Here is a 21,056-nt window from a genome sequence, read left to right on the forward strand (position 1 = left end):
GAATAGGATGATATAAGTAAAAAAAGGAATATTTGTTCGGTTTATCACCCTAAATCCTTGACGAGCAAGGGATTGAAGCTTTAAAATGCTTGATATGGCTTTTTATATGTGTTACTCTACATACAGAAAATCTTCACTCTGTTGGACAAACATTCCTCAGGGTGCAGATTTCTCTATAAGAAGCCGTATGTGCCCTTCCTCTGAATTTTTTTCAGAGAGGTTTAGAATCAGGCTGAACTGTGAAGAAATGATAATAATCTACCTGAATTTATTACTTTTGGGAGGAGGTGAAAGGCATGAACAAGACAGAACTAATCAATGCAGTTGCGGAAGCAAGCGAGTTGTCTAAAAAAGACGCTACAAAAGCAGTTGACTCTGTTTTTGATACGATTTTAGATGCACTTAAAAATGGTGATAAAATCCAACTGATCGGTTTTGGTAACTTTGAGGTGCGTGAGCGTTCAGCACGTAAAGGACGTAACCCGCAAACAGGTGAAGAAATCGAAATTCCGGCAAGCAAGGTACCTGCTTTCAAACCAGGTAAAGCTCTTAAAGACGCTGTTGCAGGAAAATAATTGTGAATATAGATCGTGTATGCATCTAGCTTACATACACTTTATTTCTTCACAGAAAAGCCCCTTTTTAAGGGGCTTTTCATATTTTTAAACGCCCCGATCTATTCGTGACCCATTTAGGGCTTTCGTTTTGCTTTTGGCGTGATATGTGTGCTAGAATCGAAATTAAATGTATTCATTGGTGGAGGACATAGAAGATGAAAGAAGTTAATAAAGAACAGATTGAACAAGCGGTTCGCCAAATTTTAGAAGCGATTGGAGAAGACCCAAACCGGGAAGGGCTGCTGGATACTCCGAAAAGAGTCGCAAAAATGTACGCCGAAGTTTTTTCCGGACTGAATGAAGATCCAAAAGAACATTTTCAAACCGTCTTCGGTGAGGACCATGAAGAGCTTGTTCTTGTGAAGGATATCGCATTTCATTCTATGTGTGAGCATCATCTTGTTCCTTTTTACGGAAAAGCGCACATTGCTTATATACCGCGCGGCGGAAAGGTCACAGGCCTCAGTAAATTGGCTCGTGCCGTCGAAGCCGTAGCAAAGCGCCCTCAGCTTCAGGAGCGCATTACATCTACGATTGCAGAAAGCATCGTGGAAACACTCGATCCGCACGGCGTGATGGTCGTAGTTGAAGCGGAGCACATGTGCATGACAATGAGAGGCATCAGAAAGCCGGGGGCAAAAACAGTCACTTCTGCTGTGCGAGGCATTTTCAAAAACGATGCTGCTGCCCGTTCTGAAGTGTTAGATCATATTAAACGACATGACTAAATAAGATAGAGGGTGCTCTTATATGAACCAAAAGCATTCAAGCGATTTTGTCGTCATTAAAGCGGTTGAGGACGGAGTGAATGTAATCGGCCTGACAAGAGGAACAGATACAAAGTTTCATCATTCCGAAAAGCTGGACAAAGGCGAAGTAATCATTGCTCAGTTTACTGAGCATACATCTGCGATTAAAGTCAGAGGCGAGGCCCTCATTCAAACCGCGTATGGAGAAATGAAAAGCGAGAAAAAATAAACTGGCTGTCCCCGCTGTTGCCGCAAATGCTCGCAAACGGCGGGATGATACAGCTAATTTCTTTTTTTTATGCTATAATGATATCTGCGTATAAAAATGACAAAAAAGAATGTATTACATATATGATTTAGAATAAATGTGAATTTGGGGACAAGGGTGATATTTTTGCAAGACATCTACGGAACTTTAGCGAATCTGAATACGAAATTAAAACAAAAGCTGTCACATCCTTATTTAGCGAAACATATTTCCGCGCCTAAAATTGATGAGGATAAGCTTCTTCTTTTTCATGCGTTATTTGAAGAGGCGGACATTAAGCCTGAAGACAAAGAAAATTATATTGTAACAGCGATGCTTGTCCAAAGCGCCCTTGATACCCACGATGAAGTGACAACTGCCAGAGCAATAAAGCGAGACGAAAATAAAAATCGGCAATTGACCGTCCTTGCCGGCGACTATTTCAGCGGGCTGTATTATTCTCTCCTGTCAGAAATGAAGGATATATACATGATTCGGACGCTTGCTACAGCAATTAAAGAGATCAATGAGCACAAAATACGTCTGTACGACCGTTCTGTACGGGATGCAAACCATTTTTTTGAGAGTGTTGCTATTGTGGAAGCGGCATTATTCCATAGAGTATCGGAACACTTCAACCTTCCTCGCTGGAAAATACTATCAAGTGACTTTTTTGTATATAAACGGCTTATGAACGGGCATGATACATTTCTTGATGTGATTGGCGGTTTCGTTCATTCAGGCAAAACAATGGCAGAGATACTGGAAGACAGCCGCAAAAAAGCACAGCACAGCATTGAAACGATCCTGCCTGTGAATTCACCTATTCAAAATATGTTATTAAATCGTCTGAAAACAATCAGCCAAGACAAAACTTATCATCAGAAAGTGGAAGAAGGGTAACCATTATGCAGGAGTCTAAAGAACAGCGAGTACACGGCGTATTTGAGAAAATTTATAAAAATTATGACCAGATGAATTCTGTCATCAGTTTTCAGCAGCATAAAAAATGGCGTGAGAAAACAATGCGCATTATGGATGTGAAAGAAGGCGCTAAAGCACTGGATGTGTGCTGCGGAACAGCGGACTGGACCATCGCGCTTGCGGAAGCTGCCGGAAAAACAGGCGAGGTAAAAGGCTTGGATTTCAGCAAAAATATGCTGAGCATCGGCGAAAAAAAAGTAAAAGACGGCGGATACAGTCAAATCGAACTGCTGCACGGAAATGCGATGGAACTTCCTTTTGATGATGATTCATTTGATTATGTCACAATAGGGTTCGGACTTCGCAACGTCCCGGACTATTTAACGGTTTTGAAAGAGATGAAGCGTGTGGTAAAGCCAGGCGGACAGGTCGTTTGCCTTGAAACGTCCCAGCCTGAAATGTTTGGTTTTAAGCAAGCCTATTTTATGTACTTTAAATATATTATGCCGTTTTTCGGCAAGCTGTTTGCGAAAAGCTATAAAGAATACTCTTGGCTTCAAGAATCAGCAAGAGAATTTCCCGGTATGAAGGAACTTGCGCGCCTGTTTGAAGAGGCGGGCCTTAAAAATGTCAAATATCATTCGTTTACTGGCGGTGTCGCTGCCACGCATATCGGATGGAAATAACGAATACACAGATGTTTGGGTGAATGATATGAAATTTAAAATGGCCTATTCTTTTTTAAATGACGATATTGATATAATCGAAAAAGAACTTGAACAAACCGTACGTTCCGACTATCCGTTATTAAGTGAAGCGGGGCTTCATCTGCTCCAAGCGGGAGGCAAACGAATCCGCCCGGTTTTTGTTTTGCTTTCCGGAATGTTTGGAAACTACGACATTAACAAGATCAAATATGTCGCCGTCACATTAGAAATGATTCACATGGCGTCTCTTGTTCATGATGATGTGATAGACGATGCTGAGCTTAGAAGAGGGAAGCCTACGATCAAAGCGAAGTGGGACAATCGTATCGCAATGTATACGGGCGATTATATGCTTGCCGGCTCTCTTGAGATGATGACAAGAATTAACGAACCGAAAGCTCACCGTATTCTGTCTCAAACCATTGTTGAAGTATGCCTCGGTGAAATCGAGCAGATTAAAGATAAATACAACATGGAACAAAACCTAAGAACGTATTTGCGGCGTATAAAAAGAAAAACCGCTATCCTCATTGCCGTCAGCTGTCAGTTGGGAGCCATTGCTTCCGGAGCAGATGAAAAGGTTCATAAAGCGTTGTATTGGTTTGGCTATTATGTGGGAATGTCTTATCAGATTATTGATGATATTTTAGATTTCACTTCAACAGAAGAAGAGCTTGGGAAACCGGTCGGAGGAGATTTGCTGCAAGGTAATATCACACTCCCGGTTTTATATGCATTGGAGCATCCCGGTTTGCGAAATCAGCTTAAATTGATAAATAGTGAGACGACACAGGAACAGCTTAATCCTATTATTGAAGAAATTAAGAAAACAAATGCGATCAAAAAATCAATGGCCGTCAGTGAAATGTATTTGGAGAAGGCCTTCCAAAAACTAAATACTTTGCCTAGAGGGCGCGCGCGCTCATCCCTTGCCTCCATCGCAAAATATATCGGAAAACGAAAATTTTAAGTTTTTTTCGAACAAGATGTGAATTTTCTCCTCCCCTGATTGATTAATTGTCAGAAAGATGTTACGATTTCGTTGTACAACGTGAAAGCCTATACATACATAATGATGGGGTGGAGAATCTTATGGAAAAGACGTTTATCATGGTAAAACCTGATGGTGTAGAACGCCAGCTAGTCGGTGAAATTTTGTCTAGATTTGAACGTAAGGGCTTACAATTGGCCGGAGCCAAATTGATGGCCGTTTCTGAGCAAATGGCAGAAAATCATTATGCAGAACATAAAGGTAAACCATTCTTCGGAGAGCTCGTGGAATTTATCACTTCAGGTCCCGTATTTGCGATGGTATGGGAAGGTGAGAACGTAATTGAAGTGACAAGGCAGCTGATCGGAAAAACAAATCCGCAAGAAGCATTGCCGGGCACGATTCGCGGAGACTTCGGAATGTTTGTAGGAAAAAATATTATCCATGGATCAGATTCTTTAGAAAGCGCAGAGCGCGAGATTAATATTTTCTTTAAACAAGAGGAATTAGTGCCTTATCAAAAACTCATGACCAATTGGATTTATTAAACATCAGCTAAAAGGCTCATGCTTTAAGACAATTTTATTGGTTTCAACTTTCTCTCGATTGTAAGGGTTTTCAATAATGTGTTAACAAATGGCAGGGTTTGAAAAACCCTGCCATTTCCCGTTTGTAATCAGCTGAAAAGCTGATTTTTTTGTTGAAACGATACAATTCCCCTAGAAAAAAAGCTATACTAGGACAAAAGAAATCAAGGCTGGGAGAGAATCAATGGAAGCATACAATATATTCATCAGCAAATGGAAACAATTAACTGGAGTAGATCTTACTTTATACAAAGAAGCACAAATGAAGAGAAGGCTTACCTCATTATATGAAAAAAAGGGTTATCAGAACTTTAAGGAATTTGCTGAGGCTCTTGAGAAGGATCAGCGGCTTTTAAATGAAACATTAGACAGGATGACGATTAATGTTTCAGAATTTTACCGTAATTATAAAAGGTGGGAGGTTCTTGAAACCTCCATTTTACCATTAATAAAACATAAAAAACCGTTAAACATATGGAGTGCGGCATGTTCCACGGGAGAGGAACCGTATACGCTGGCCATGATTCTCGAGCAGCAAAAAGGGCTGTCCGGTTTTCAGATTTTGGCGACAGATATTGATGAGAAAGCGCTCGAAAAAGCAAAAACAGGAATATATCAGGAACGTTCATTACAGGAGGTTCCCGCGTCGGTAAAAGACAGGTTTTTTAAACAGAATGATGACAGAAGCTATCAAGTGAAAGCGGATATTAAAAAAAATATCAGGTTCAAAAAGCATAACCTGCTTGCTGATCGCTATGAACAGGATTTTGACTTAATTGTCTGCCGAAACGTTTTTATTTATTTTACAGAACAGGCGAAGGAAGAACTGTACTTAAAAATGGCGCAAAGCCTGAAAAAAAACGGAATTTTATTCGTCGGCAGCACAGAGCAAATCTTCAACCCTGAGAAATACGGTCTGATTTCTGCTGATACATTCTTTTATCAAAAAAGATAGAATGACTTTTCACTAAAAAATATGTTATAGTTTTACTTAAAAGCGTTAATGTGATGAAGGGAGAAGAGGTCATGAGATATTTAACAGCTGGAGAATCACACGGTCCGCAATTGACAACCATTATAGAAGGTGTGCCTGCGGGGCTTTACATAACAGAAGAAGACATCAATTTTGAGCTTGCAAGACGCCAAAAAGGCCATGGACGGGGCCGCCGGATGCAGATTGAAAAAGACCAGGCGAAAATTATGAGCGGTGTTCGTCACGCACGCACACTAGGTTCACCAATCGCGCTTGTTGTAGAAAACAAGGATTGGACCCACTGGACAAAGATTATGGGGGCTGCTCCCATTACTGAGGAAGAAGAAAATGAAATGAAACGGCAGATCTCAAGACCGAGACCGGGGCATGCTGATTTGAACGGTGCGATTAAATATAACCATCGTGATATGAGAAATGTGCTTGAACGTTCTTCTGCGAGAGAAACGACGGTCAGAGTGGCTGCTGGTGCCGTAGCGAAACAAATTCTTTCAGCGCTCGGCATTAAAGTGGCGGGCCACGTATTGGAAATTGGAGGCGTAAAAGCTGAAAAAACCGATTATACCTCTATTGAAGACCTACAGCGGGTTACTGAGGAATCGCCAGTCAGATGCTATGACGAAGAAGCCGGCCGTAAAATGATGGATGCCATTGATGAAGCGAAAGCCAATGGAGATTCAATCGGGGGTATTGTAGAAGTTATTGTCGAAGGCATGCCTGTAGGTGTCGGCAGCTATGTTCACTATGACCGGAAACTCGACAGCAAACTTGCTGCCGCTGTATTATCAATCAACGCTTTCAAAGGTGTAGAGTTTGGCATCGGTTTTGAGGCAGCAGGCAAAAACGGAAGTGAAGTGCATGACGAAATCATTTGGGATGAGGAAAAAGGCTATACACGCGCAACCAACAGACTTGGAGGACTCGAAGGCGGTATGACGACAGGAATGCCGATTGTCGTCCGCGGTGTGATGAAGCCAATCCCTACATTGTATAAACCGCTGAAGAGCGTAGATATCGAAACAAAAGAGCCGTTTTCTGCAAGTATCGAACGGTCAGACAGCTGCGCGGTGCCGGCAGCAAGCGTAGTGGCCGAAGCCGCTGTGGCATGGGAAATTGCGAATGCCGTCGTTGAACAATTCGGCCTGGATCAGATTGACCGAATTAAAGAAAATGTGGAAAACATGAAAAAGCTGTCGAGGGAATTTTAATGAGAACACTGCATGTGGAAACAGCTTCCTCTTCATATCCTGTTTTTATCGGCGAAGGCATTAGAAAACAGGCTTCCGAGCTTTTGTCTTCATTGAACAGGCCGTTGACCAGTATTTTGCTCATTACGGATGAAGAAGTGGACCGCCTGTACGGTGAGGAAATGTTTCGTATATTAGAGGAGAAATGGTCCGTGAAAAAAGTGACGGTGCCAAGCGGCGAGAAGGCTAAATCCTTAGAGGTGTATACCCGGCTTCAGACGGAAGCCATTTCATTTCACATGGATCGCTCCTCATGTATCATCGCTTTTGGCGGCGGGGTCGTAGGAGATCTAGCCGGATTTGTGGCAGCCACGTTCATGCGGGGGATCGACTTCATTCAAATGCCGACGACGCTTTTGGCCCATGACAGCGCGGTAGGAGGAAAAGTAGCCGTTAACCATCCAATGGGGAAAAATTTGATCGGTGCTTTTTATCAGCCGAAAGCCGTGCTATATGATACAGAATTATTACACACACTTCCTCAAAAAGAGCTGAGATCAGGGATGGCAGAGGTCATTAAGCACGCTTTTATTTATGATAAAGCGTTTTTAGAGGAGCTATTGAGCATTCAAGCGCTGAATGACATAAACAGTGAACAGCTCAATGAGATGATTTATAAAGGCATTTCCATTAAATCATCTGTTGTCAATCAAGATGAAAAGGAAGAAGGAATCAGAGCCTTCTTAAATTTCGGTCATACACTCGGTCACGCTGTTGAGGCGGAATATGGCTACGGCCAGATCACCCACGGTGACGCAGTGGCGCTCGGAATGCAGTTCGCTTTGTATGTAAGTGAACAAGCAGAAGGATGCCAAATGGACAGAGAGCTTCTCACCGAATGGTTCAAGAAGCTTGGATATCCTCATAGAATTAAACAGGAAGTTTCTACACCTGTACTAGTAAACCGTATGATGAATGATAAAAAAACCCGCGGGGGCATTATCCAGTTTATTGTATTGAAACAAATCGGCCAGGTAGCTGACCATGCGTTTTCAAAAGATGAACTGGAAAATTGGCTGAACAAATGGCGAATGGAGGAGACAGCATGATGATTCGCGGCATTCGCGGAGCAACAACCGTTGAAAATGATACAGAACAAGAGATCTTAAGCAAAACAAAACAGCTGTTGGAGAAAATGATCACAGAAAACAAAACAAAGCCGGAAGATGTTGTCCAAATGCTTCTTTCGGCGACTCCTGATTTGCATTCTGTTTTTCCAGCCAAAGCCGTGCGTGAAATCGCCGGATGGCAATATGTTCCGGTTACCTGTATGCAGGAAATGGACGTAAACGGCGGTTTAAAAAAATGTGTGCGTGTCATGATGACCGTTCAGACCGATGTGCCGCAAGATCAAATCAAACACATTTATTTAGAAAAAGCGGTCGGATTAAGGCCAGATTTATCATTGACAAAAAATACTGAATTGTAATACGATAAGAACAGCTTAGAAATACACAAAAGTGTGTATAAAGCAGAAGTTAGAACAGTTGAGTTAGAGAATAGGGTAGCTGAGAATGAGTTTAGTTGAGCTGAGGACAAATTTGTTAATTCCTACCCAAAAGAAGTTTATTCTTTTGGGTTTATTTTGTATACATTCATTCCCTCTTATACCTCACCTCATTCTCCTTGCCATAAGGAGTGAGAAGATGAATTTCCAATCAAATATTTCCGCATTTTTAAAGGACAGCTTGTCTCATAACACCATTCCCATTGTGGAGACTTTCACAGTGGATACACTGACACCCATTCAAATGATTGAAAAGCTGGACCGAAAAATCACTTATCTGCTTGAAAGTAAGGACGATACATCAAGCTGGTCAAGATATTCTTTTATCGGCATCAATCCCTTCATCACCATTAAAGAGCAAAAAGGACAATTTTTAGCGATTGATTCAGAACATCAGACGCTTTATACCGGAAACGAATTAAAAGCCGTCCTTGATTGGATGAACGAAACATATCGGATTAAAACACCAGAACTTGATATCCCGTTTGTAGGCGGGGCGGTGGGGTATTTAAGCTATGACATGATACCGCTGATTGAGCCGGCAATTCAGAGCCACAGCCAAGCAACTGATTTGGAAAAGTGCATGTTGTTTGTTTGCAGAACGATGCTGGCGTACGACCATGAAACAAAAAAAGTACACTTCATCCAGTATGCGAGGCTAAACGGACAAGAAGCAGAGTCCGAAAAAATTGATATATTTAACGAGAATCAAGGCGAACTTCAAAGAATCATGGATCAAATGACGGAGAATAAAAACTTAACAGAGCTTTTCCTGTCATCAGAAACTTATATGACACCAAGCTTTGACACAGTCTCTTCTAATTATGAAAAGCGTGAGTTTATGGCGGATGTAGAGAGAATAAAAGAATATATTAAATCGGGTGATATCTTTCAAGGTGTGCTGTCACAAAAATTTGAGATTCCGATAACAGTGGACTCTTTTGAACTATACAGAGTGCTGCGCATTGTCAATCCCTCACCCTATATGTATTACATCAAGCTGCCTGACCGGGAAATTGTCGGAAGCTCTCCCGAACGGTTAATTCATGTTCAAGACGGCCATCTGGAAATTCATCCGATAGCGGGAACGAGAAAAAGAGGCGCTGATAAAGAGGAAGATGAAAAGCTGAAAATAGAGCTGATGAAAGATGAAAAGGAGAAGGCGGAACATTACATGCTTGTTGACCTTGCGAGAAATGACATAGGCAGAGTGGCGGAGTACGGCTCGGTTGCTGTTCCGGAGTTTACAAAAATTGTTTCCTTCTCACATGTGATGCATATTATCTCTATCGTCACAGGCCGATTGAAAGACGGCATTCATCCTGTAGACGCATTAATGTCAGCATTTCCTGCAGGCACTTTAACGGGTGCCCCTAAAATCCGTGCCATGCAGCTATTGAACGAATTAGAACCGACGCCGCGTGAAACGTATGGCGGCTGCATCGCTTACATCGGATTTGACGGAAGTATTGATTCATGTATTACGATTCGCACAATGAGCGTAAAAAAAGGTGTTGCTTCTATACAAGCCGGAGCGGGCATTGTGGCTGATTCCGTACCGGAAGCCGAATATGAAGAAAGCTGCAATAAGGCGGGGGCTTTGCTGAAAACCATTCATATTGCGGAAGACATGTTCCGAAGCAAGGGGGATGAAGCGGATGAACAAATTTCTGCTATCATGCGTTAATGGCAGCACATTATCTGTTCGCGAAGCGGAAGACCTCATGCAGCTCATGATGAGCGGAAATATGGGACCGACTGAGATGGGCGGGATTTTATCGGTATTGGCTCATAGGGGAGAAACCGCAGAGGAACTGGCAGGGTTTGTGAAAGTGATGCGCGACCATGCGTTAACGATAGACGGCCTGCCTGACGTTGTTGATACGTGCGGAACGGGTGGAGACGGGATCTCCACGTTTAACATTTCAACTGCCGCTGCGATTGCGGCCTCTGCGGCCGGAGCCAAAGTTGCAAAGCACGGAAACCGCTCAGTCTCTTCAAAAAGCGGAAGCGCAGATGTTTTAGAGAGATTGGGAGTTTCCATTCAATCAACTCCGGAGAAGGTAAGGCAAAGCATAAAAACAAAAAATATGGGCTTTCTGTTTGCCCCGCTTTATCATTCGTCTATGAAACATGTCGCAGTCGCAAGAAAAGATCTCGGTTTCAGAACGATTTTTAACTTGCTTGGCCCTCTCAGCAATCCTTTGCAGACGAAGCGCCAAGTCATCGGGGTATACTCAACGGAAAAAGCCAAGCTGATGGCAAGCGCTCTGGAAAGCTTCCATCCGAAACATGTTCTGTTTGTTTCGAGCCGCGACGGACTAGACGAGCTGTCCGTGACATCACCGACCGATGTCATCGAATTAAAGGACGGTGCCCGGCGGGAGTACACCGTATCGCCTGAAGAATTCGGCTTTAAAGCGGGGGAGCTGAAAGATATTCAGGTGCAGTCTCCGCAAGAAAGCGCGTTGTTGATTCAGAAAATTTTTGAAAATGACAGTAATTCATCAGCCCTGAACATTACGGCTTTAAATGCGGGCGCCGCCATTTATGCGGCTGGGATTGCCGCTAATATGAAAGAAGGCGTACAGCTTGCCTTAGAAACGATCAAAAACGGAAATGCCCGCGCACAGCTTGAACGTCTGAAACAGAAAGAGGAAGAGATCTATGCTTGATAAAATCATTGCGCAAAAAAAAGAAGAGGTAAAAACGATTATTTTACCAGAGGAACAAACTGTTATAAGACGTTCTTTTAAACAGGCGCTTGCAAACCCGAACCGGTTTATCGGGTTGATTGCAGAAGTGAAAAAAGCGTCTCCTTCAAAAGGACTGATTAAAGAAAATTTCATCCCTGACATGATTGCTCAAGATTATGAAGCGGCAAAGGCGGATACGCTTTCTGTATTAACGGACACACCCTTTTTTCTAGGCGAAAATTACTTTTTGACAGATGTTAAGCGGGCTGTCTCAATTCCGGTTCTAAGAAAAGATTTCATCATAGATTCTATCCAAGTAAAAGAATCCAAGAGAATAGGGGCAGACGCGATCCTTCTGATCGGTGAAGCGCTCGATCCTTTGAAACTGCACGAACTTTACACAGAAGCACAAGAATCGGGGATGGATGTTTTAGTGGAGGTCCATGATGAATTGACGCTTGAACGGATTTTGAAGGTGTTTACGCCGGATATTATCGGCATTAACAATCGAAACCTGAAAACATTTGAAACCTCGGTAACGCAGACAGAAAAAATCGCGGCTCTCGTTCCGAAAGACAGCCTGCTCGTCAGTGAAAGCGGCATTGGGACCTTGGAGCATCTGCAATTCGTAAAAGAACATGGGGCAAAAGCGGTACTTATAGGAGAGTCACTAATGAGGCAGTCGTCACAGCAAGAAGCAGTCTATGGTTTGTTTGGGGAGTGAGGCTGTGAAAAAGCCCGAATTAAAATACTGCGGCATTCGCTCTCTCCAAGATTTGCAGACGGCAGCAACATCACAAGCCGATTATTTGGGATTCATTTTTGCTGAGAGCAAACGAAAAGTGTCGGCGGCTGAAGTGAAACAGTGGTGCAGCCAAGTGCATATAGGCGATAAAAAACGTGTGGGTGTTTTTGTTAATGAAAAAAATGCGAACATAGCTCGTATTGCCAATGACCTTCAGCTTGATGCCATTCAGCTGCACGGCGACGAAATCCCGAAAGATGCCGTAAACCTGCGTTCTCTCGCGGATTGTGAAGTATGGAAAGCACTGCATCATAATCAGGACACAATTCAGCAAATGAAGCGTTTTGCGGCGGCCGTCGATGGGTTTGTAATTGATTCATCTGTCAAAGGGATGAGAGGCGGAAGCGGTATTTCGTTCTCTTGGGAGAGTGTGCCTGCATATCAGCAGGAAGCTGAGCGGACAAAAAAACGGTGTTTCATCGCAGGCGGTGTACATCCGGAAACGATTGCCGGACTGCTCAAATGGAGGCCAGGAGGGATTGATCTGGCGAGCGGAATTGAAAGAAACGGAAAAAAAGATCAAATCCTCATTAAGCTTTTAGAAGAAAGGATGAATCACTATGTATCAATATCCAAATGAAATCGGCAGGTTTGGCGAGTTTGGCGGAAAATTTGTTCCTGAAACGCTGATGCAGCCTTTAGAAGAAATTGAAAAAGCATTCAAAGAAATAAAAAATGATCCTGTTTTCGAAGCAGAGTATAAAAAGCTGTTATTCGACTATTCCGGAAGGCCGACAGCGCTGACATTTGCCGATCAGGTGACAAATCATTTAGGCGGGGCTAAAATTTATTTAAAAAGAGAAGATTTAAACCATACAGGTTCCCACAAAATCAATAACGCTTTAGGGCAGGCTCTGCTTGCAAAAAAAATGGGCAAAACAAAAATCATTGCTGAAACAGGGGCAGGCCAGCACGGTGTCGCAGCGGCGACGGTAGCCGCGAAATTTGGTTTTCCCTGTACCGTTTTTATGGGAGAAGAAGATGTGGCGCGTCAGTCACTGAATGTGTTCCGTATGAAACTTCTGGGAGCGGAAGTGGTTCCGGTCACAAGCGGTAATGGTACGCTTAAGGACGCAACGAATGAAGCGATCAGATACTGGGTCCAGCATTGTGAGGATCATTTTTATATGATCGGTTCTGTAGTAGGTCCTCATCCGTACCCTTACATTGTTCGTGAATTCCAAAGAATAATCGGCGATGAAGCGAAAGAACAGCTGCGCGGCATAGAAGGAAATCTTCCGGACAAAGTGGTTGCATGTGTTGGCGGAGGAAGCAATGCTATTGGTATCTTTCAGGCTTTTTTAGCGGAAGATGTAGATTTGATAGGCGCAGAAGCCGCCGGAAAAGGAATTGACACTTCTCTTCACGCAGCCACTATCTCAAAAGGAACAAAAGGTGTCATCCACGGATCGCTGACTTATTTGATTCAGGATCAATTCGGCCAGATCATAGAGCCATACTCCATTTCGGCAGGATTGGACTATCCGGGAATCGGGCCGGAGCATGCTTATCTTCACCAAAGCGGCCGAGTGAAGTATGAAAGTGTGACGGATGATGAAGCGGTCGCTGCATTAAGGCTTCTCTCCGAAAAAGAAGGCATTTTGCCGGCAATCGAATCTGCCCATGCATTAGCTAAGGCGTTTGAAATGGCTAAAGAAATGGACCGTGAGCAAAGTATACTTGTTTGTTTGTCAGGAAGAGGAGACAAAGACGTGAACACATTGATGCAAGTATTGGAAGATGAGGTGAATGCGCATGTTTAATTTGAAACAGAAGCCTTCTGACAAATTATTTATCCCCTTCATTACGGCCGGAGACCCTTTGCCCGAGGTCTCTATTGAGCTTGCAAAGTCCCTTCAAAAAGCAGGGGCTTCCGCGCTGGAGCTGGGTGTCGCCTACTCAGACCCGCTTGCCGACGGACCGGTTATCCAGCGTGCTTCGAAACGGGCGCTTGCCAATGAGATGAATATCGTAAAAGCCATAGAATTAGGCGGTAAAATGAAAAAAAGTGGTGTCGATATTCCGATAATTCTCTTTACGTATTATAATCCTGTGTTACAATTGAACAAAGAATACTTTTTCGCTTTACTGCGGGAAAATCATATAGACGGCTTGCTTGTTCCGGATTTGCCATTTGAGGAAAGTGCCCAGCTTCAGCAAGAATGCAAAAAAAATAATGTGACTTATATTTCCTTAGTGGCACCGACAAGCGAAAGCCGTTTGAAAAAAATTACAGAACAGGCCGAGGGCTTCGTATATTGTGTGTCTTCATTAGGCGTGACCGGCGTTCGCAATGAATTCGACTCAGCAGTCTACTCCTTTATCCGGACGGTTAAGGAGCTCAGCTCTGTTCCTGTGGCTGTAGGCTTCGGAATCTCCAGCCGCGAACAGGTAATCAAGATGAATGAGATGTGTGACGGTGTTGTTGTAGGCAGCGCACTGGTCAGAAAAATAGAAGAATTGCAAGACCAGCTCGTTTGTCAGGATACAAGGGAGCGTGCGGTGCAAGCATTTGAAGAATATGCGAAGACGTTTAGTGGCGTGTACAGTTTAAAATGAGGTGACTGGATTTGCGAATCAAAGAACAATTAAAACAGCTGAAGCCTTATCAGCCTGGAAAACCAATTGAAGAAGTAAAAAGAGAATACGGCCTGGACAAAGTCGTTAAGCTGGCTTCTAATGAGAACCCATTCGGCTGTTCAGAAGCTGCAAAAGAAGCTCTTCAACAAGAAATTGAGCAGCTTGCGCTTTATCCGGATGGCTATAGCGCCGCTTTGCGTACAAGGCTCAGCGAACATCTTAATGTAAGTGAAAAGTCCCTCATCTTTGGCAATGGTTCTGATGAGCTTGTCCAAATCATCTGCCGGTCATTTTTAAATGAAAAGACAAACACAATTACAGCAGCTTCGACGTTTCCTCAATATAAACACAATGCGGTCATTGAGGGCGCGGAAGTTCGTGAAATTGCGATTCGTCAAGACGGCGGTCATGATCTTGATGCGATGTTAGCAGCCATTGATGAAAATACGCAAATCGTGTGGGTATGCAGTCCGAATAATCCGACGGGAACCTATACAGCGGAAAGTGAATTGCTTTCGTTTTTAAACCGTGTGCCGAGTCATGTGCTCGTAGTGCTGGATGAAGCGTATTATGAATATGTAACGGCTGAGGATTATCCGGAAAGTATACCGCTTTTGGAAAAACACCCTAATCTGATCATTTTGCGGACCTTTTCGAAAGCCTATGGTCTGGCGGCGTTAAGAGTCGGTTACGGCATTGCAAGCGAGACGCTGATCCGTCAGATTGAGCCTGCGAGAGAACCGTTTAATACAAGCCGCCTTGGTCAGGCTGCCGCGATCGCCGCGCTTAGCGATCAGGACTTTATCGTATCCTGTGTGAAAAAAAATGCTGCCGGTCTTAAGCAATATTATGACTTTGCCAAAACACACGGATTAAGATACTATCCTTCACAAACCAACTTTGTGTTAATTGATTTTAACCGTCCGGCAGATGAACTTTTCCAAGCCTTACTGCAAAAAGGCTATATTGTGCGGTCTGGAAATGCGTTGGGATTCCCGACCTCGCTGAGGATAACAATCGGAACGAAAGAGCAAAATGAGGAAATCCTCACAATTTTAGCTGAAATGTTATAAGAGGTGATCATGCATCACCTCTTTAGTCTATCAAACCAGGTGATTAAGATATGAATCAAACCAAAAATACAATATTGCTCGCGGGACTTGGATTAATCGGCGGCTCCATCGCGTTGGCCGTCAAAAAGCAATTTCCGGACAAGCGGATCATCGGCGTTGACATCTCAGAAGAGCAGCTTGTGGCAGCATTAAAGCTTGGCGTGATAGATGAAAGCGCCGATTCGTTTATTGAAGGAGCGAAAAAGGCTTCAACCATTATTATTGCGACCCCTGTTGCACAAACGCTGCTTATGCTGGATGAATTGGCTCAATCAGGTATCAAACACCAGCTTTTGATTACGGATGTAGGAAGCACCAAACAAAAAGTCGTCCGCTATGCAGATCAAGTGCTGCCTGAACATTATCATTTTATCGGCGGCCATCCGATGGCAGGCTCTCATAAATCCGGAGTCGCGGCTGCGAAGGAATTCTTGTTTGAAAATGCTTTTTATATTTTAACGCCAGGCCGTAACGCGGCGAAAGAAGCGGTCGATCAAATTAAAAAGCTGCTGAAAGCGACAAATGCCCAATTTGTTGAAATGACTCCGGAAGAGCACGATGGCGTAACAAGCGTCATCAGCCACTTTCCTCATATTGTTGCGGCCAGTCTTGTTCATCAGACTCATCATTCGGAAGAGTTATATCCGCTCGTGAAGCGGTTTGCCGCGGGAGGATTTCGGGATATTACCCGCATTGCTTCAAGCAGTCCTGCGATGTGGAGAGATATTCTGTTACATAATAAAGAAAAAATACTGGATCGCTTTGATGAATGGAAGCGAGAAATCGAAACCATTCAAACCTATGTGGAAAACGAAGATGCAAAAAAGCTTTTCGACTATTTTAAAATGGCGAAGGACTATCGTGACGGACTGCCGCTTCGGCAAAAAGGAGCGATTCCGGCTTTTTATGATCTTTACGTAGATGTGCCTGATCATCCCGGAGTTATTTCTGAAATAACAGCAATCCTGGCTGAGGAGCGCATCAGTATAACGAATATAAGGATTATTGAAACACGAGAAGACATAAACGGGATTTTAAGAATCAGTTTTCAAACCGACAATGACCGCAAGCGGGCTGAAAATTGCATAGAATCCCGTGCAGAATATGAAACTTTTTATGCTGATTGAGGTGGAAAACAATGAAAAGAGAAAAAGTGCAGTCTTTGAACGGAGAAATCCATATCCCCGGAGACAAATCAATTTCACATCGTTCTGTGATGTTTGGCGCGCTCGCAAACGGAAAAACAACAGTCAAAAACTTTCTTCCGGGAGCAGACTGTCTCAGTACGATAGAATGCTTCAAGAAAATGGGTGTTCACATTGAGCGCAGCGGCAGTGACGTAACGATACACGGAAAGGGTATCTCAGCTCTTCGGGAGCCTGAAAGCCTTTTAGACGTCGGGAACTCAGGTACGACGATTCGTCTGATGCTTGGAATCTTGGCGGGACGACCGTTTTACAGCGCCGTTGCCGGTGATGAAAGTATCGCAAAGCGTCCGATGAAGCGCGTGACAGATCCTTTGAAAAAAATGGGCGCACATATTGACGGCAGAGCGGGCGGAGAGTTTACTCCTTTGTCAGTGAATGGCGGGGGTTTAACTGGTATTGATTATGTCTCACCTGTTGCAAGTGCCCAAATTAAATCTGCCGTGCTGCTTGCAGGTCTGCAGGCAGAAGGAACAACAACGGTCACAGAGCCACATAAATCACGAGATCATACAGAGCGGATGCTAAGTGCTTTTGGTATTGAGCTTTCAGAAGACAATACAAGCGTTTCTATCAAAGGAGGCCAATCGCTTACAGCTCAAGACATCTTTGTGCCTGGGGATATTTCTTCAGCCGCCTTTTTCCTTGCGGCGGGGGCGGTTATTCCAAATAGTAGAATTGTACTGAAAAATGTAGGCTTAAACCCTACAAGAACCGGAATCATTGATGTTCTTCAAAAGATGGGGGCCAAACTTCACATCACTGAATCAAGCGGCGACAGCGCAGAGCCTTACGGAGATTTGACGATTGAGACTTCTGAACTGAACGCGCTTGAAATCGGCGGAGACATTATTCCGCGCTTAATTGATGAAATACCGATCATCGCTCTGCTTGCGACTCAAGCTGAGGGAACGACTATTATTAAGGATGCGGCTGAGCTGAAAGTAAAAGAAACCAACCGGATTGATACAGTAGTGTCAGAGCTTCGTAAGCTGGGCGCAAACATTGAGGCTACAGATGACGGGATGAAAATCTTCGGAAAACAGACCCTAAAAGGCGGTGCAACTGTTTCCAGCCATGGAGATCACCGTATCGGAATGATGCTCGGCATTGCTTCATGCTTGACTCAAGAGTCTATTGAAATCTTGCAGACAGAAGCGATTCACGTATCGTATCCAACTTTTTTTGATCATCTGAACAAATTAGCTGCAAAAGCCTGAAGGTGCTCCTTCAGGCTTTTTTCATTAATACGGTTAAGGAAAAACAATCATAAAATGTAAGAAAGCATCATAGCTTGTCTTATACAGGAAAAAATAAAAAGGGAAAGGAGGATGCGCTTTATTTGGAGAGCAGTCTGAAAAGGCTGTTTTTGTGTACAAGTTGCTTTCTTCCTTTTTGCTGTTTTCCTGAGCTAGTTCTTTTGGTAAACTAAAATGACCAAAAACGAGGCCGCATTGGGGCAGGCATCTTATTTGCCGAAGGCTTTCGTCTGAATTATGATAAGATTAACCCGAACAAAAAAGTCCCTTTGTAAGTTTTATGTATAGGAAAAGAAAGGACCGGTCCGATTTGAATACATTAATTCAAGAAGCCATAAAATTAGTTGAAGCTGGTGAAACCGAAAAGGGCCTCAATACGCTCTCGAAGGCTGAGAAACAGCTCCATGATGAGGATAAAGCGATAGCAGCCCAGCTGTATTATGAATGGGGAAATGCGGATAAAGCAATTTCGCTGATCAGTGATTTGCATGATTTGTATCCTGAGGAAACAGAGTTAACGAATTTTTACGCTGAACTGCTAATAGATATTGACGAAGAAGAAAAAGCTCTGGCTGTGCTGGAGACCATTCCTGAAACAGATGCGTCGTACCCGGAAAGCCTGCTTCTCATGGCAGACCTTTATCAGATGCAAGGTTTATTTGAAGTAAGTGAACAAAAGCTTTTAAAAGCAAAATCAATCCTTGAAGATGAACCTGTCATCGATTTTGCGTTAGGTGAGCTTTATTATACCCAGGGCGCGTATGCAAAGGCTATCCAATATTTTAAAAGAACGGCTGAGGAACAGAGTGAAATCGGAGGCGTTAATGTTCATCAAAGATTAGCAGAATCTTTAAGCGCTTCAGGTGAATTTGAGGAAGCGATTCCTTGGTACGAAAAAGCTGTCGAGGAAACCCCTGAGCCTAATACCATTTTTGGCTACGGTTTTACTGCATCACAGGCTGGGTTCGTCAAAACCGCCATCAAGCAGCTGTCAGACCTGAAAGAGATTGATCCGTCCTATTCATCGCTTTATATGCCGCTTGCTGAAAGCTATGAGGCAGAAGGCATGTATGAAGAGGCTTTGAAAACAGCCAAAGAAGGCATCAGTTATGATGAATACAACAAGGAACTCTTCCTTTACGCAGCAAAAATGACGCTGAAAATCGGAAATGTCCAAGAGGGCAAAAAGCTGCTTCAAGAAGCGCTTGCGCTTGATCCCGGTTACGTGGAAGCACTCCACACTCTGCTTGCCGTTTATCTCAAGGAAGAAGATTATGAGTTAATCATTGATTTGATTCAAGAAGTGCGGGGCTATGGGGAAGAGGACCCGAAATACAATTGGTACCTGGCAAGCGCTTATACTGAATTGGAGAAATATGAAGAGGCTAAAAAATGCTTTGAAGCCGCTTTTCTTCATTATCGCGAGGACAGAGATTTCTTATACGAATACGCGAACTTCTTACTGGAAGAAGGGCTGCAGCAAGAAGCGCTTCCGCTTCTAAAAGAAGTGCTCAAACTGGACGGCGCCAATGAAGAACTGGAAGAAACGATATTACGGATTGAGGATGAATTTTCTAGATAAGCAGGAATTATTATTCTCCATGTGGAATTTATGATGTATAAGAATAAACTTAACGACCGATAGAGGAGGGAATTACATGCAGACCCCTGTTTCTGTCAATGAGAAAAAGGACTTTATCAGATGGTTTTTAAACCATTATCAGCTTAAGCGCCGAGAGTGCGTTTGGATTTTGAATTATTTAATGAGCCACGACTCTTTAATGGAAAAAGTCCATTTCGTAGAACAAGCTGAGTTTTGCCCAAGAGGCATTATAATGTCAACACACTGTGTTGAAGAAGTTCCGTTTCGGTTTTATAAAGAGAACGTAATGACAACCGATGCAGAAAAATCTTTCCATGATATCAGATTAAATAAACAGCAGGATTTATTTATCCAGCTGAATTTCCGTTCAGCTTACAATTCGCCGGAGTATGCGGCAGTGCTTGAGTCTAATCCTCATATTCCTAAAGACCTATTTGAGAATAAAAAGGATCAAGGGATGGCTGAACAAATTTTAGAACACGCGATTTCTACATTTCAAAGAGAAAGACTGCTGAAAGATATAGACGAGGCTCTGGACCGTCACGATAAAGAAGCATTTGAACAATTATCTCAGCAATTGAATCAGCTCACATAATATTTCCGGCCTTGCAAAATATGCAAGGCTTGTTGCCGTAGAGGGGGAGAAAACAATGAGGTGGAGAATAGCTGATGCCGAGGCTTATTTGCAGGCTGCGGATTACATTGATACCGCTGTCATTCCTTTAATATCCATTAAAGCTGATCATCAATTTAAGGCTTCAGTAGAAAAAGGGGAATTTACACAGCTGATTTGTGAAGAACTGGAACGGCAATTAAAGGGACGGGTATATTTATTCCCTGCATATACATATATAGATATAAATGAAACAACCATTCAGGAATTGAGGTATTGGAAAAAAGAGGCTGGTTCCCGGTTTCGGCATGTCGTTTTTTTGACTGCTGAAGCAAATTGGGAAGATGCGGTATCAGAAGAGAAGGTTGTGTATATCCCCTCAGTGCCATTTGAACATATGAATGATTCATTAAAAAGAAGAATATTGGAAGATAAGACAGGCGAAATTTTGAACGTTTTGTTACAGTTATGGGACACTTTATAAAAACACTTACATTTCCTATTTATTAATATTTTGGCTATATTGACCTTGCTGAGAGATTCATATATTATGAGGGTGTCTAGTGTTATGAAATATTTTCTATTTTAGTTAGTTTGTAGCGTCGACCTAGAGGGG

General features: G+C 43.1%; 23 protein-coding genes. All 23 read left to right on the top strand.

Annotated features, from left to right (window positions below; genetic code table 11):
• The first annotated feature begins 296 nt into the window (after positions 1–296).
• The 23 genes from hbs (at position 297) to GXP75_RS14085 (ending at position 20,924) form a co-directional block, all read left to right on the top strand.
• On the top strand, positions 297–575 hold the full coding sequence (gene hbs, locus GXP75_RS13975; RefSeq protein WP_003153447.1) for a non-specific DNA-binding protein Hbs: 279 nt from the start codon (positions 297–299) through the stop codon (positions 573–575).
• A 197-nt stretch (positions 576–772) separates the two neighbouring features.
• Positions 773–1,345: a GTP cyclohydrolase I FolE gene (folE, locus tag GXP75_RS13980; protein ID WP_242557038.1), complete on the top strand. Its 573-nt coding sequence runs from the start codon at positions 773–775 to the stop codon at positions 1,343–1,345.
• A gap of 22 nt (positions 1,346–1,367) precedes the next feature.
• A complete protein-coding gene (mtrB, locus tag GXP75_RS13985) occupies positions 1,368–1,595 on the top strand; it encodes a trp RNA-binding attenuation protein MtrB (RefSeq protein ID WP_003230576.1) in 228 nt (75 codons plus the stop codon).
• 165 nt (positions 1,596–1,760) lie between these two features.
• Positions 1,761–2,516 (top strand): heptaprenyl diphosphate synthase component 1, encoded by a 756-nt coding sequence (hepS, locus tag GXP75_RS13990; RefSeq protein WP_004429753.1) that lies wholly within the window; start codon positions 1,761–1,763, stop codon positions 2,514–2,516.
• Positions 2,517–2,521: 5 nt separating this feature from the next.
• Entirely contained in the window at positions 2,522–3,223 is a 702-nt protein-coding gene (menG, locus tag GXP75_RS13995) for a demethylmenaquinone methyltransferase (protein ID WP_010789067.1), read from the top strand.
• Between the two features lie 28 nt (positions 3,224–3,251).
• A complete protein-coding gene (hepT, locus tag GXP75_RS14000; RefSeq protein WP_010789066.1) occupies positions 3,252–4,214 on the top strand; it encodes a heptaprenyl diphosphate synthase component II in 963 nt (320 codons plus the stop codon).
• 122 nt (positions 4,215–4,336) lie between these two features.
• Positions 4,337–4,783, top strand: a complete 447-nt coding sequence (gene ndk, locus GXP75_RS14005; RefSeq protein ID WP_004429759.1) for a nucleoside-diphosphate kinase — start codon at positions 4,337–4,339, stop codon at positions 4,781–4,783.
• 223 nt (positions 4,784–5,006) lie between these two features.
• Positions 5,007–5,777 (top strand): protein-glutamate O-methyltransferase, encoded by a 771-nt coding sequence (locus tag GXP75_RS14010; protein WP_061572964.1) that lies wholly within the window; start codon positions 5,007–5,009, stop codon positions 5,775–5,777.
• A 71-nt stretch (positions 5,778–5,848) separates the two neighbouring features.
• Positions 5,849–7,021, top strand: a complete 1,173-nt coding sequence (gene aroC / locus GXP75_RS14015) for a chorismate synthase (RefSeq protein ID WP_004429762.1) — start codon at positions 5,849–5,851, stop codon at positions 7,019–7,021.
• Positions 7,021–8,109 carry a 3-dehydroquinate synthase gene (aroB, locus tag GXP75_RS14020; protein WP_242557039.1) on the top strand — a complete coding sequence of 363 codons (1,089 nt, stop codon included), beginning with the start codon at positions 7,021–7,023 and terminating at the stop codon, positions 8,107–8,109. The genes aroC and aroB overlap by 1 nt, the downstream gene beginning before the upstream one ends.
• Positions 8,106–8,489, top strand: a complete 384-nt coding sequence (gene aroH, locus GXP75_RS14025) for a chorismate mutase (RefSeq protein WP_010789062.1) — start codon at positions 8,106–8,108, stop codon at positions 8,487–8,489. Before aroB ends, aroH begins: the two co-directional genes overlap by 4 nt.
• A gap of 217 nt (positions 8,490–8,706) precedes the next feature.
• Positions 8,707–10,254, top strand: a complete 1,548-nt coding sequence (gene trpE, locus GXP75_RS14030; protein WP_242557040.1) for an anthranilate synthase component I — start codon at positions 8,707–8,709, stop codon at positions 10,252–10,254.
• Entirely contained in the window at positions 10,226–11,242 is a 1,017-nt protein-coding gene (gene trpD / locus GXP75_RS14035) for an anthranilate phosphoribosyltransferase (RefSeq protein ID WP_242557041.1), read from the top strand. The genes trpE and trpD overlap by 29 nt, the downstream gene beginning before the upstream one ends.
• Entirely contained in the window at positions 11,235–11,987 is a 753-nt protein-coding gene (trpC, locus tag GXP75_RS14040; RefSeq protein WP_242557042.1) for an indole-3-glycerol phosphate synthase TrpC, read from the top strand. Before trpD ends, trpC begins: the two co-directional genes overlap by 8 nt.
• A 4-nt stretch (positions 11,988–11,991) precedes the next feature.
• Entirely contained in the window at positions 11,992–12,648 is a 657-nt protein-coding gene (locus tag GXP75_RS14045) for a phosphoribosylanthranilate isomerase (protein ID WP_242557043.1), read from the top strand.
• Complete coding sequence (gene trpB / locus GXP75_RS14050; protein ID WP_242557044.1) at positions 12,629–13,831, top strand: tryptophan synthase subunit beta; 1,203 nt, start codon at positions 12,629–12,631, stop codon at positions 13,829–13,831. Before GXP75_RS14045 ends, trpB begins: the two co-directional genes overlap by 20 nt.
• Positions 13,824–14,627, top strand: a complete 804-nt coding sequence (trpA, locus tag GXP75_RS14055; RefSeq protein ID WP_106044249.1) for a tryptophan synthase subunit alpha — start codon at positions 13,824–13,826, stop codon at positions 14,625–14,627. The genes trpB and trpA overlap by 8 nt, the downstream gene beginning before the upstream one ends.
• A gap of 11 nt (positions 14,628–14,638) precedes the next feature.
• The gene (hisC, locus tag GXP75_RS14060; RefSeq protein WP_242557045.1) at positions 14,639–15,721 is read left to right on the top strand and encodes a histidinol-phosphate transaminase; all 1,083 of its coding nucleotides are present in this window, start codon (positions 14,639–14,641) and stop codon (positions 15,719–15,721) included.
• A 50-nt stretch (positions 15,722–15,771) separates the two neighbouring features.
• Positions 15,772–16,887, top strand: a complete 1,116-nt coding sequence (locus GXP75_RS14065; RefSeq protein WP_216413589.1) for a prephenate dehydrogenase — start codon at positions 15,772–15,774, stop codon at positions 16,885–16,887.
• A gap of 11 nt (positions 16,888–16,898) precedes the next feature.
• Positions 16,899–18,185, top strand: a complete 1,287-nt coding sequence (gene aroA / locus GXP75_RS14070) for a 3-phosphoshikimate 1-carboxyvinyltransferase (protein ID WP_242557046.1) — start codon at positions 16,899–16,901, stop codon at positions 18,183–18,185.
• A 349-nt stretch (positions 18,186–18,534) separates the two neighbouring features.
• Positions 18,535–19,806, top strand: coding sequence for a tetratricopeptide repeat protein (locus GXP75_RS14075; RefSeq protein WP_150223325.1), 1,272 nt, complete (start codon positions 18,535–18,537; stop codon positions 19,804–19,806).
• 76 nt (positions 19,807–19,882) lie between these two features.
• Positions 19,883–20,422: a ReoY family proteolytic degradation factor gene (locus GXP75_RS14080; protein WP_004429781.1), complete on the top strand. Its 540-nt coding sequence runs from the start codon at positions 19,883–19,885 to the stop codon at positions 20,420–20,422.
• Positions 20,423–20,477: 55 nt separating this feature from the next.
• On the top strand, positions 20,478–20,924 hold the full coding sequence (locus GXP75_RS14085) for a YpiF family protein (RefSeq protein WP_242557047.1): 447 nt from the start codon (positions 20,478–20,480) through the stop codon (positions 20,922–20,924).
• The last annotated feature ends 132 nt before the right edge of the window (positions 20,925–21,056 follow it).

It is taken from the genome of Bacillus sp. HU-1818, assembly GCF_022695965.1.
Taxonomy (GTDB): domain Bacteria; phylum Bacillota; class Bacilli; order Bacillales; family Bacillaceae; genus Bacillus; species Bacillus atrophaeus.